Source organism: Georgenia satyanarayanai, assembly GCF_009193135.1.
Lineage (GTDB): Bacteria > Actinomycetota > Actinomycetes > Actinomycetales > Actinomycetaceae > Oceanitalea > Oceanitalea satyanarayanai.
In genome coordinates, this window is record NZ_VUKC01000007.1 from 27538 (window position 1) to 39241 (window position 11704).

The following is an 11704-nucleotide window of genomic DNA, read 5'->3' on the forward strand; positions in this document are numbered from 1 at the left end:
CATTGACCGGTGGTGAAGATGACGGTGATCGAGTCTGCCCGGAGAGCGGCGGGCTTGTCTCAGCGCCGGCTGGCCGAGCTGGCGGGGACCCAGCAGTCGTCGGTGTCGGAGTACGAGAAGCGCCGGAAGTCACCGACGCTAGAGGTCGTCGAGCGGTTGCTGGACGCTGCGGACTCGGAGCTTACGACGAACCCCCGGGTCGACTTCGTTTACCTGGAGGATCCCGTGCTCGACTTGTTTGCGGTGCCGAACAGGCTCTGGCAGGTCCCGGTGCCCCGGTGCTTCTCGCGCGTCCAGCTCTTTCCGGTCCGGGGATACGCGGACGGCAAGGAGATCTGGGACCTGTCGGATCCTGCCGAGCGGATCGAGTTCTATGAACTGGCGCTGTGCCACGCCCCCGACGACGTACTCCTCGAGACGGTCGACGGCGCCCTGTTGGTCGGGGCCTGGCCGAGCATGCGCCTTCCTGATTCGGTCCGCGCGGCGTGGCAGCCGTTGATCGACGAGGCCAAGGGCGGGGCCTCCCGTGAGGATCCACCGCTCGACCCCGCTGGGTACAACGCGCGGATCGCGGCCGACATGGGCGTCGTTTGGCCACGAAAAGGCAAGGCTTGGCGCCGGATTCCCGTCACAGGCTGAGGCCGCGGTCGCGGGCGGCCGTGCCTGGTTGACGGCGTCGGGGGCCGTAGCGGTTGAGCGCCTCGAGTGCCTGCTGTCGCGCCTGCGCGGGTCCGAGGTCGGCGCGGTCGCGGCTGAAGATCTCGATCCACTGGCTGCGGGCATCCTCGACATTCTCGGCGACGAGGTGAGCGACGTTGGTCTGCCGGCCGCGGGTCATGGCGACATACGCGGATGCGGCGCCGGTGTGTTCGCCGATGGCGACATGGGCGTTCGTGACGGTGCTGCCCTGGGCGCCGTGGACGGTGGTGGCGTAGGCGAGCTCGACGAATCGTGAGGCGTAGATGGCGGGGACCTCTCGATCTCGCCCCCGGCCGTGGAGCAGCAGGCTGCCATCCCTGCCGATTCGGGCGACGATCCAGGTCTGGCGGTTCGCGACCTGCAGGTCCGGATCGTTGCGCCGCGTCGCGACGCGGTCCCCGATCCCGATCCGGTCGCCGCTGGCCGTCGTGATCTCCACACGTGTGTTCTCGTGGTGGCGTTGGTGCCGGATGGCCGCGTTGAGGTCCGCGACCTGCTCGTGGGTGTCGGCGATGACGAGGTCGCCGCTCGCGCCGGCGTCGGCGAGAGCGGCCGTGCGTTCGACGTCGGAGGCGTGGATCGCGATGTGTCCGCGGCGGTGGAGCGCGTTGAACACCCGGCCCGCGTCGTCGCCCGTGCGCATGCGCAGACTCAGCGCGGCGTATTCGGAGTCGGCGAACCGGCGCACCTTCTCAAGGGTGACGACCGCGGTCGGGTGCGCCCATGCCGCCGCGTGATCGAGCACGCCGCCGCGCCCGACGGCGGGGAGCTGGTGCCGGTCTCCGACGAACGCGACCCGTGCACCGGCCTCGTCGGCGATGGTGAGCAGTGCTCGGGCGGTGTCCTGGTCCAGCATCCCCGCTTCGTCGACGAGGAGCAGGTCGCGGGGCCGGAGTTGGGCGCTCGGATCGGGAGCTGGGCTCGGCCGGCGAGTCCAGTGCCCGTCGGCGTCCCAGCGCCATCCGTGCTGGTGGATCAGCCAGGCGGCAGAGTGGCCGCCGGCCCCGGTCTCGGCGGCGGCGACCTCCGCCGCCTTCAACGTCGGCGTCACGACCATCAGCTGATGGCCCCGTCGGGACAGCAGGTGCTGCGTGGCCCGAAGCGCCGTCGTCTTCCCCGCACCGGCGGCCCCTTCGACTACCACGAGTGGTCCGTCGCCAGCCAGGGCACCGATTACGGCGGCTTGGGCCGCGTCGAGCCGGATCGGGCCGCGCGCGGTCAGGCCGAGCGTGCGGGCCGGGTGTGCCCGGCGCGCCATCCGGGCGACGACGTCGGCCTCGACCTCCAGAACCTGCGGCGAGGTGAACGAACGGATGTGCTCAGGTACGTCGGTCCGGTCCAGCAGCCTGACGCATCGCCCGACGGTGCGAGCGGTGATGTCCTCGGCGAGCTCGCCTCGCGCGGCCGGGTCAGCGAGGAGGCCGGTCTGTGCGAGGAGGACCTCGGCCGTCCCGCGGATGTCGGCGGTGTTCCATGCCGACCGCTTCGCCCCGAGGATGGAGACGACAAGGTCAGCTGCGGCGTCGCGGTCGATCCATCCCGGGCGTGGGCATGTGAGCGGAACGGGTCGGGTTGGGTCGCGGTAGCCGAGGTCACGGAGCTCGGCGTTCCAACGTGCCACGAGGTCGCGGCCGTCCTGCGGGACGATCTTGTCGGGACGGGCCTCAGCCCACGCGCGCCGGTCCCACCCCTCGCGCAGCCGGGGCCCTGGCTCCTCGCCACGGTGCGCGCTCCGCCAGGCTGCCTCGTAGCGGTCCGCGTTGCGCCGGATCTGCGCGGTGCGGGCGCTGAACGCCCCGACGTACGGGACCAGCTGGCGGATCTCGCTCGTCGTCGGATCGAGCGTCATCCCGTGCGCGGCGAGCACCGCCCGGAACTGTGGGTCGGTCGCGACTGCGGCGTGGCCGATGCCGTTGATCGCCTCAATGCTGTCGCGGATTCCGACGGAGTGGATGCCGCGCCAGGCACCGGCGGCGTAGACGCGGGCGTTGATCTGGAGATGAAGGTGCCGGTGCGGGTCGCCGGCACGGGAGGTGTAGTGCCGGATGACGGCGGCCTCGATCCGTTCGACCGGCACCTGCACCTGCTGCCCACGTGGCCCGACCCGCGTCGTCGCGTGCTGGGCGACCCAACTGACGATCTCTGCGGCGGCCCGGTCCTGCGCGTCGTCCAGCGCGGCTGAGACCTCCGGATGGTGCGCAGCGGCCAGTGACCAGGTCTTGGGCCCGTTGACGGTGACCTCGACAAACCGCAGCGCGTTCGCGTCCTGGCGGACCCAGCCCTTCGGGCGGCCGGTGTCAATGTCGACGCCGGCGACCCACCGCTCGTAGGTCTCGCCGTCCATCGAACCCGCGTGCCCAACGCTCTCCGGCGTCGCGGTGAATCGCTCGGCGACGCCGGACCCCTCACCGAGGTAGTAGTCGTCGGCCCGGGACCGATCGCGCTCGACGTAAGCCCGGGCGGCCTTCGCCGCGCCGCGGTAGAACTTCACTCCGCCGTGCACCCGGACCACCACCTCCGCGGACGTCCGTCGACAACCAACGGACCCCCAGAAATGCCGCGTGGGCCGCCCGATGCCGGGCGGCCCATCTACGTCATTCGTAGCATGCGTGCCGCTCGATTGGGAGGCCCTGAGAGAGGACTTGAAGTATTAGGTGGGACCGGATTTTCGCGGCCGTGGAGAGTCAACGAATTCCAGTGAGAACTAGAGATCAGGCGTCGGTGTCAGGCGTGAGCGCAGATGCGGACACGGGGCAGTCAGGCCGCTGAGGATGAGCTCCTTCACGAGCCGAGCACGGAGCATCGGAGGCAGACCACGCCTCGTACGTGGCCCCATTGCGAGCTGCGCCGTCGGTCGGGTCTTATGGCACGCTCGACCGGCGACCGTACCTCTTGGCACGGCGAGCGTCCGCTGGTGGTTCCTCGTACGGAACCGGACCGTCACAGCCTATTCTGCCCTGGACTGTCGGGAGATCCTGCTATCAATGATGGAGGCCATTTCATAAGGACTGATAGCGTCCGGACGCTCGCTACGTTCCTTGGCTTCGGCCTGGATTATCGCCCGCCACTGCTCCACATCGATCACTGGGAGTTTCTCGCCCCACTCGTGATCCTCATGTTCCAGTCGCACGATCCGCATGCTGATGATCCCGTCGCCATCCCGGGCGAGGAGCACACCTTCGTCGAATCTGTAGAACGGGTCAATATCCTCTCGAACTGCACGGACGACCAGATTAGCTGCCTTCGTCAACTCGATCGTGAGGCACCAAGTTATCGCGCACTCCAACTGAAACTTGGTGGAGAGTTCCTGGTATAGTTCTGGGTTCCAGCCGATCCGCTTGTACTCACGGTCAAGCTCCCATCGTTGCTCGCCGTCCCGGTCGAAGGTTTCGAGGATGTGAGCAGTGATCGCGTCGAGAGCCTCGCGAAATCGACCGAAAGCCTCCCGGATCGCGGGAAAGTCCGATGGCCAATCTTTTGCGAGTAGCCACTCACTGGTCTCCAGCATCGCGGATCGAAATCTGTCCGGGAGGAGGGGGATCGGGTAATTCAGGTTGAATGTGAGGTCCTGCCATTCCTCCACAAGCATCTTGTCTTCCCAGACCTTCGCCGAGGCGGCTACGCGCTCTGCGACTCGCCGACGCGCCTCGTCGGCCGTAGATCTCGTGGCACGCATGGCGGCCTCATGGTCGACCCGCATCTGTTCAAGGTCTTCGATGCTGTAGCCGCGACCTGAGTCTTTATCGACCATCGTATGGTGCGTCGGGCACAAGAGGATCAAGTTGCCATAAGTATCGATCTCATCTCGCGGGTACTCGGGATCATGCCGAGGACCGTCGACCCTGCCCGATCGGATGTGGGCTTCTTCGCCAATGACTGCTCCTGCTTCGCCCAAGACCCGCGACTCAGGGTCATCGAGGTTGATGGTGAGTTCCTGCGAGCAGCCCGGAAACGCGCACAGATTGTTGGCTCGTCCCCATAACAGCTTACGCTCAACTACTCCTATCGACATAGGTACAAGTTACGTGGTCGCGGGGCCGTCGTGCGCGGCGCCAACCAGGTTCCTGACCCGGTGCCGCCCCGTGGCCTCGCATGCGGGCATCCGCGTTCGTAATTGGGCGAGACGTGCACTGGGCCGACCGAGGCCGTTCAACATAGGAACGTCCGGACGAAACACGTTGTGGGGCCCGGAGGCCGGAGCGGCGCCCCGGGAGGAGATCCCCTGCGGGCTCCGCACAGCGCTCTTACACCCGACGAATCGCGCCACGACGTTGACCGACGGCGCCGGGCGTGACCTTTGAGGCGCAGCGCGTTTTGGGTTGGGCAGCCCGCAGCACACCGGCCCTCGCCAGCCGGACACCGAGTTCTGCCACAGTTGTTACCCGTTCGCGAGTGGGGTCTGCCGCGGACGGCGTTCGTCGTCGCGGCGACGTGCCGAGTCCCGAAGTTCGCGAGAAAGCTCTACAGCCAGTGGCTCGACGCACGGCCCCCCGCCCTTGGCGCCAGGCACTCCGGCGAACGATACTCGACGCCGGACTTCGGCTACTGGCGGTGAGGGTGTCGGTGGCACTGGGTACGGTCGAGTCGTGGCATAAATGATGGAACCGGGCGAGGGAGACGACGATGACGCAAAGCGCTGCTGGCTGGACCAGAGACCGAGCGGAACTGATCGCGTGGCAGGTCCTTGTGTGGCTGGCGCAGCAGCCGTCAGGGCACGACGGGGACACCGCGCCCTTCCGCGAGGATCGCGGGCTCGCAGCGGAGGACTTGCTGTCCGCCATGCGGCGCCTGCGAAGCGAGGGCTTCACCGAGCGCCCCGATTTCATGGTCGCCGATGAGACTTGGGCTGACGTCACGAACGCCGGGCATGTGGAAGCGCAGCGCATCGAGGCAGCGCGGTCGGACCGATCAAAGCGAGCAATCGCGTGCCGAGAAGCTCTGCTTGACTGGCTATATGAGAACGAGGTTGGCCCAAGGCCGAGCCACTACCCGGTCACGAGTCATTTCCTCGGCGACACGCGGGCTTACTTTTTCGGAGACCCATTCGCCGAGTCGGAGGTGGACCGGGCTGCCGCATTTCTCAAGAATCAGGGTCTGATCGCCGGGATTGACACGGCACAATCAGCGGGGCCGGTCCGGTCGAAAATCACAGATCGGGGGCTTCGCCTGGTCGAGGAGCAGGGTGGAAGGTTGTACGTCCCGGCCACTTCCACCCCATCATTCACGAACGTCATACACGGCTCCGTCGGTCAAATCGCACAAGGGAGCCACTTCCAGCAGGTGCAGAACTTGGGCACCGATCCGGAGGCTCTCCGATCCGCGCTGGAAGCGGTCGCCGCAGCCGTCGAGGAACTTGGAGACGACGATCGCGCGACGGCAAGCCGGGCAATCGCGACGATTGAGGACGAGGCCGCCGACGGCTTCCCGGAGCCGGGCACGGTTCGCCGTCGCGCAGAGCGTCTGCAAGAGATCGCCGAACGGGTGGGGACTGCCGCACTGACCTCAGCGGTGGGACAACTGATCACAGCTCTCGGCCCTCAGGTGCTCGGTGGGTAGTTGCTCCCGGCGTTGACGCCGCACCCAGGGGGCACGGTCAACAGGGCCCGGACAACCGCACGCCACCCCCTGCGCAGGGCTGCCCGCGGACGTCCGCCGTGTGATGACTAGGTCCAGCGACCCAGTAGACCGGATTGCTGATCCCGTAGCCGGCTAATCCTTCGGCGAGCCCGCGTCCGCCGCAGAGTGCTGGGCGATCTAGACCACCGCCGCTCCCGAGGCAGAGCGGCTGCGGCCGTGGTTGCGCTGTCCCCAGCAAGGGATCCGCTGTGGAGACGGTGCCTGACCGAGGACCAGTCCAGCACCCGACGACGTCTACGACGACGCTGTTCTCTGTCCTCCCGCTCGTGTGTCTTCAGGTCACCCGGTCCATCGGCCGTTCGGCTTGCTGTCGAGCACGGTCGCAATATACTTCCCGCGAGAATCAGCGGTGAACTCCTGCCACACGGTCGGCGGGCAGGCCTGGTATGCCCATTCCACGCCGTCAGGGAACCGAACGAGAATGGTCTCGGTTTCCTGCAGATAGGCCTCGGCGATGATCCTGCTGGAGCCAGTGACGGGTTGCCAGTCGATCATGGTTGTTCCCCTGCGTTGTAGATGCCACGCCATGCCTGTAGTGCGGCGCTGACGTCGGGGACTGTGCTGGGGTGTCTCCACGATGTCAGCGAAGGGTCGTGTGCGTTAGGGAAAGGATCTGGGGCGTCGATGAGGGTGCGTGCCGGCAGCGCGACGGCCTCGCCTGTGATGATCGCTTCGCCGGTGCGCAGGGAGGGCAGCACGGCGGCCAGTCCAGTGACGCTGTCCGGAAGTGCTGCGCGGATCTTGGCCTGGTCTGCTGCATTGCTGAGCCGGAGCGCGACCAGGGTGCCGGACTGCGCCAGGGCGGTGTCGGGAAGTTCGGAGGGGCGTTGGGTGACCAACATGAGCCCGACACCGTACTTTCGGCCCTCACGGGCGATGCGGTTGGCTGCTATGCGTGCCATCGCGGCGGCTGCGTCGCCGAGGTAGCGGTGCGCCTCCTCCAGCACGATCAGCACCGGTCGCGGACGGCCGATGCCCACGCCGTCGGGCGGGGTGCGGACGGCGGCTTCGAAGATCAGGTTGAGGATGACTCCGATCGCCACATCGCTGGCCCGTTCGGGCACGCCACTGAAGTCGAGAATGGAAACCGGCTGGTCGCGGCCCAGCCAGTTGGCCAGCTCTTCAACGAGCGGATCGGACCCATGCGGGTCGCCTTGGGGCTGCTGCAGGAAGGCCAGCCGGGGATCTAGCAGACCAAGACGCAGAAGTTCTGGGACGGTGGCGTGGTGGCCGTGGAAGGGGCCCTTGTGGGGCGCCGCACCCCCTTGTCCGTAGGGCGCGAATCGGGTCGGGGTGAGGGTGGCCGGGTCGCCCTGCTGTTCGATCTCCGCGGTGGCTGGGTCCTTGACGCTGCCTCGAGTCTCGTTGTTCTCAGCGTCGAGCTGGTGCCAGACCGCCTTGAGGTTGAACGGAATCGGAGTGTCCGCAGTGACAGCGGATGGGTCGAGACTGAGCCAGCTCGCTGTGGCGGCGAAGGCTCGGCGTTGTTCGGTGACGAGTTCGGAAAAGCGGCTCTGGGTCGTTGGGCCACCGGTAGTGCCGGCGATGGCGGACATGATGTCGGCGGCGGGGAGCGCCCAGAAGGGAACACGGATGCCTTGATTCCCGCTTCCGAGGACTGATCTGACCGAGGCATGGTCACCGAGTGCGGCGGGGTATTCGCCGTGGGGGTCGATGACGACGATGTTGGCCGCATCCCATCCGCCGCGGGTGAAACGTTGGAGCATGGAGGCCACGCAGCTGGTTTTTCCAGCTCCCGTGGACCCGACCACGGCCGCGTGCCGAGTGACGAACGGGCTGGCCGTGACACACACCGGCACTTCCTCCGCGGCAGCCAGTCGGCCCAGCCTGATTGACCCATCGTCAGGGGCCGGGAACACCGCCCGGAGGTCGTCGGGGGTGGAGAAATGCACTGGATCGTCTAGGCCGGGGTAGGTGCCTACACCGCGGCGGAAGCCGCTGGTACCGCGGTCGATTTCGCCCAGGAGCTCGACTTGCAGCCAGCGTTCGCCGACCTGGACTCCCTCCGCGGACGGGCTGGTGCCGCTGAGCTCTGCGATTCCGAGCAAGCTAACTTGTCCGACCAGGTCGACTAGACCCTGGGGGATGCGGACAATCGAGCCGATCTGGCCTACCCGTTGCAACTTGCCGCGATAGATCGGAGCGACGCCGGCGAGGTCCGGGTCGAGTGCCACGGTGACCTGCGCGCCGAGGACGTGCCGGACCCGCCCTATGCACGTAGGTTCGCGTTCAGGCATCCGGGGTTATCGCTTTCGCTAGAAGCTCGTTGAGCCGGGCTTCGAGTTCGGCCTGAGGTGGTGAGCTGCGAGCTAGGAACCGGGTGAGGTGGGTGAAGTCGCCCAGCAGAAACGTCTCCTTTGCCCAAACGTCGTCCGGAGCGCCATCCGGCGGATCCCAGTCTGCGCGGATTCCTCCGAGGATGGCTTCGGCCGGACTCGCGACCTGCACGTTCGGCGCCGTTGTGGCTAGCGCAGCCAGGTCGTCAGGAATCGTGGAGTAGCAGAAGGCGATAAACTCCGAGCGGGGCCGCCGGCGGGCAGCTTCGAATATCATCTCGTTAAGGTGTTGATCACCGAAGGCGTATCCGGTGATCAACGTCAGGGTCTCGGGCTGTTCGAGCGCCTTGCGTAGCCGGTCCTGCAGCACCACGAACGGTACTCGCCGGGACTCGTCGTACTTCGCATCCGAGGGGTAGATCGCTGCCACTTGGTCCTCGGGGACAGCTGTGCCCAGCCGGACCACCGACGGGCGGGGAGTGATGTTCCAGGCCCAGTTCACTGATCCGTGCAGCTTCCACACCCGTACCAGGAACGCTGGCAGCCAGTGGCGCTCCTCCCCGGCGGTCGCCTCGACGAGGTCGCTGCGGAACCGGGCCTGCATCGTGCCGGCGAAGCCGTCGAAGTAGGGCACTCCGAGCCCTTCGAGGCCGGTCTCGACCAGCAGGTCGTAGTTGACTGTGAATACCTCCAGTGGATGGTGATAGTCGGCGCGTGCGGCCCACGACGCCAGCCGGAGCATCGGATCCATCTTGCTCGGGTTTATGGTGAGCTTGGAGACGATGTGCCTGCAGATCTCGACATCGAGGTCCCTCGCCTGGTGGCTGGTCAAGCCGTCCACCTGGTCTGTGGTGTCCATCAGCAGAGCCGCAATGCGTCGAAGTCGACTCAACACCTGCTCGAGATTGCGCCCATCGAGGAGGTATTCGAATTTGGCCAAAGACTCGCCGGACAGGCTCGTGCGCAGGTGCTCCTCCAGACCGGCGACATCCGGGAGCCCGCACGCACGCGACGCCCCGGCGCCGACAAAGACGCAGACGTGGCGCGACCGCGACGCCAGCTTCTCGCTGAGCCCATTGATGAAGGGCAGCACCCCATGCCTAGACACCTGTCGAGGATACGACAACGCTGCGCCTTTGTACCTCGATTCATGGGAGTTTGCGAAGAGTCCCGCGCACTTCGATCCGCATCGTTGTCGCGCTGCTCAGTTCCGTCCCGAAGGCTTGGGTAGGAGCGAACTCGTTGAGCCGCAGCGCCTGACTTCGCGTGGTGTTCGTCGCCGAACTGGGCTTTGCTCGCTTCGACGAGGTGATCGGCGGACTCGATCCTCAAATCGGGGGCCGGACGGCGGTGTCGACCTGCGAACCGGTCGTCAAACCGGGCTCCCTCCCGTAAAGGGGTGGTCTTGCGGCGATACCCCCGCCGATCGGCAAACCTGTCTGTCACGCCGTTCGACCCGTCGCCGCCGCTTCGAGGCTTGACAACGGTTCGGCAATAAACCCCGACTCCGTGGGGCAGGAGCTACGTAGGCGTCGCTGGCGCGCAATTCGATTCATTACGGCGAGGGGGGCCGTGACGCCCTCTGGTGCGCGTCTTACCGAGGGGCAGGCTGGGTTGGTGGCTCTGCCCGAGACAGATCTCCACCGCATCCGACTCTGGGGCGGGTGCGTGTGCCCGAGCACTTGTGGGATCAGGTCCAGGTCGAGGCCGACGTCTCTGACCGCCACGTCGACATCGTCGAGGTGCGCCCAGCGTGGGACGGCGTCGGCGAGCGCACGAGATTCCCTATCTCACGGCTGCGCTACACGAAGTCGACCGGCATGTTGGCGATCTACTGGCGTGACCGCAACCTCAAGTTCCACGAGTACAAGCGCACGAGACCTGCCAAGAGCGTGAAGGCGCTGCTGGACTACATCGACAGCGGTGCGGAACCGATCTTCTCGGGGTAACAAGGCGCCAGCGTTGACTATCGATATAATGGAGGGTAATCTCAGTTATATGAGAACAGAGTCGCCGCTCCTCGCTCCGATCTTCCGGTCGGACGGTCAGGCGCGCTTGCTCTCGACTCTGTTGCTCACCGGCGACGAGCTGAGCATCACCGATCTGGCCACACAGGCCAACCTCGCCTACCCGACCGCGCACCGCGAGGTCGCCCGATTGCTGGACGCCGGCATCCTGAGCGAGCGACAGGTGGGTCGCGCAAGGCTGATCCGCGCCAACCGCGAGAGCCCGCTGGTGCGCCCCTTGCGCGAGATCCTCATGGTCGCGACCGGCCCGGTCGTGATCCTGGCCGAGGAGTTCGCCCATATTGAGCGGATCGAGTCGGCGTTCTTGTACGGGTCCTTCGCAGCGCGGATGCTCGGGGATGCCGGTCCGGCACCGCACGACATCGACGTCATGGTGCTCGGTGAGCCCGACATCGATGCCGTCTACGAGGCATGCGCCCGGGCGGAGGCCGCCGTGCGCCGACCCGTGAACCCGACGATCCTCACCCCAGAGGAGTTCGGTGAGCGCTCCTCGTTCCTGGACAACGTGCGCAGCGGCCCGGCGGTACCCGTGATACGCGAGCTGCCATGGCGCTGACCCCACTCACCCGCGTCCAGCAGGCGACGATCCTCGCCTTGGTCGAGGCGCGACGCCTCGACGTCGTGCCCGCCGACCTCGCACGTGCCACCTCATTCCTGCGTCAGGCCGAGGAGCGCCTGACCCAGCTGCCGCTGCTCACCAGCGTCGTCGTCAGGTACGGCATCGCCTACGACGCCTGTCACGATGTTGGCGAGGCGCTGCTGGCGGCGTACGGCTTTCGAACGACCAACGGGCCCGGCCAGCACGAGGCGCTCGGCCGCTACCTCCGCGCGATCTTCGACAAGCCGCCCGCCGAGAGGGCGGCGCGGGAGTTCGACCGCCTACGGCGCGCTCGGAACCAGGACCGCTACGAGGCCAAGCCGGTGGGTGCCGCGGCGACCGAGAAGGCTGAGCAGGTCGCTCGGATGCTGTTCGAGGCGGCGGTCGTTCGGGTCGCGCCGTGAGTCCAGCGGTCCGCAAACAGTCCGCAAGAAGTCCGGCGGGGG

10 protein-coding genes are annotated in these 11704 nt (G+C 66.8%); 5 read left to right on the top strand and 5 right to left on the bottom strand.

Going from position 1 to position 11704, the window contains the following annotated elements; all coding sequences use genetic code 11:
- Positions 1–18 precede the first annotated feature (18 nt).
- Positions 19–639: a helix-turn-helix domain-containing protein gene (locus GD632_RS09505; RefSeq protein ID WP_226924794.1), complete on the top strand. Its 621-nt coding sequence runs from the start codon at positions 19–21 to the stop codon at positions 637–639.
- Here GD632_RS09505 and mobF read toward each other — a convergent pair.
- Positions 629–3190: a MobF family relaxase gene (mobF, locus tag GD632_RS09510; protein ID WP_226924778.1), complete on the bottom strand. Its 2562-nt coding sequence runs from the start codon at positions 3188–3190 to the stop codon at positions 629–631. The genes GD632_RS09505 and mobF overlap by 11 nt on opposite strands.
- Before the next feature lie 456 nt (positions 3191–3646).
- Positions 3647–4711 (bottom strand): HNH endonuclease family protein, encoded by a 1065-nt coding sequence (locus GD632_RS09515; RefSeq protein ID WP_152191431.1) that lies wholly within the window; start codon positions 4709–4711, stop codon positions 3647–3649.
- Between the two features lie 611 nt (positions 4712–5322).
- On the opposite strand from GD632_RS09515, the gene GD632_RS09520 reads away from it, so the two are divergent.
- A complete protein-coding gene (locus GD632_RS09520; RefSeq protein WP_152191434.1) occupies positions 5323–6255 on the top strand; it encodes a hypothetical protein in 933 nt (310 codons plus the stop codon).
- 360 nt (positions 6256–6615) lie between these two features.
- Here GD632_RS09520 and GD632_RS09525 read toward each other — a convergent pair whose 3' ends face one another.
- Genes GD632_RS09525 through GD632_RS09535 form a run of 3 tightly spaced genes read right to left on the bottom strand, consistent with a single transcriptional unit; the run spans position 6616 to position 9726 of the window.
- The gene (locus GD632_RS09525; RefSeq protein WP_152191436.1) at positions 6616–6831 is read right to left on the bottom strand and encodes a KTSC domain-containing protein; all 216 of its coding nucleotides are present in this window, start codon (positions 6829–6831) and stop codon (positions 6616–6618) included.
- Entirely contained in the window at positions 6828–8531 is a 1704-nt protein-coding gene (locus GD632_RS09530; RefSeq protein WP_152191438.1) for an ATP-binding protein, read from the bottom strand. The genes GD632_RS09525 and GD632_RS09530 overlap by 4 nt, the downstream gene beginning before the upstream one ends.
- Positions 8532–8586: 55 nt before the next feature.
- Positions 8587–9726: an SIR2 family protein gene (locus tag GD632_RS09535; protein ID WP_226924779.1), complete on the bottom strand. Its 1140-nt coding sequence runs from the start codon at positions 9724–9726 to the stop codon at positions 8587–8589.
- A gap of 571 nt (positions 9727–10297) precedes the next feature.
- On the opposite strand from GD632_RS09535, the gene GD632_RS09540 reads away from it, so the two are divergent.
- Genes GD632_RS09540 through GD632_RS09550 form a run of 3 tightly spaced genes read left to right on the top strand, consistent with a single transcriptional unit; the run spans position 10298 to position 11662 of the window.
- Complete coding sequence (locus tag GD632_RS09540) at positions 10298–10582, top strand: DUF3024 domain-containing protein (protein ID WP_226924780.1); 285 nt, start codon at positions 10298–10300, stop codon at positions 10580–10582.
- 49 nt (positions 10583–10631) lie between these two features.
- Positions 10632–11216, top strand: coding sequence for an ArsR family transcriptional regulator (locus GD632_RS09545; RefSeq protein ID WP_152191440.1), 585 nt, complete (start codon positions 10632–10634; stop codon positions 11214–11216).
- Positions 11207–11662, top strand: a complete 456-nt coding sequence (locus GD632_RS09550) for a HEPN domain-containing protein (protein WP_152191442.1) — start codon at positions 11207–11209, stop codon at positions 11660–11662. The genes GD632_RS09545 and GD632_RS09550 overlap by 10 nt, the downstream gene beginning before the upstream one ends.
- The last annotated feature ends 42 nt before the right edge of the window (positions 11663–11704 follow it).

Excerpts from the sequence above, each read along its gene's own strand:
- GD632_RS09505 (WP_226924794.1), top strand. The coding sequence starts at position 19 with ATGACGGTGATCGAGTCTGCCCGGAGAGCGGCGGGCTTGTCTCAGCGC.
- GD632_RS09515 (WP_152191431.1), bottom strand. The coding sequence starts at position 4,711 with ATGTCGATAGGAGTAGTTGAGCGTAAGCTGTTATGGGGACGAGCCAAC.
- GD632_RS09520 (WP_152191434.1), top strand. The coding sequence starts at position 5,323 with ATGACGCAAAGCGCTGCTGGCTGGACCAGAGACCGAGCGGAACTGATC.
- GD632_RS09525 (WP_152191436.1), bottom strand. The coding sequence starts at position 6,831 with ATGATCGACTGGCAACCCGTCACTGGCTCCAGCAGGATCATCGCCGAG.
- GD632_RS09545 (WP_152191440.1), top strand. The coding sequence starts at position 10,632 with ATGAGAACAGAGTCGCCGCTCCTCGCTCCGATCTTCCGGTCGGACGGT.
- GD632_RS09550 (WP_152191442.1), top strand. The coding sequence starts at position 11,207 with ATGGCGCTGACCCCACTCACCCGCGTCCAGCAGGCGACGATCCTCGCC.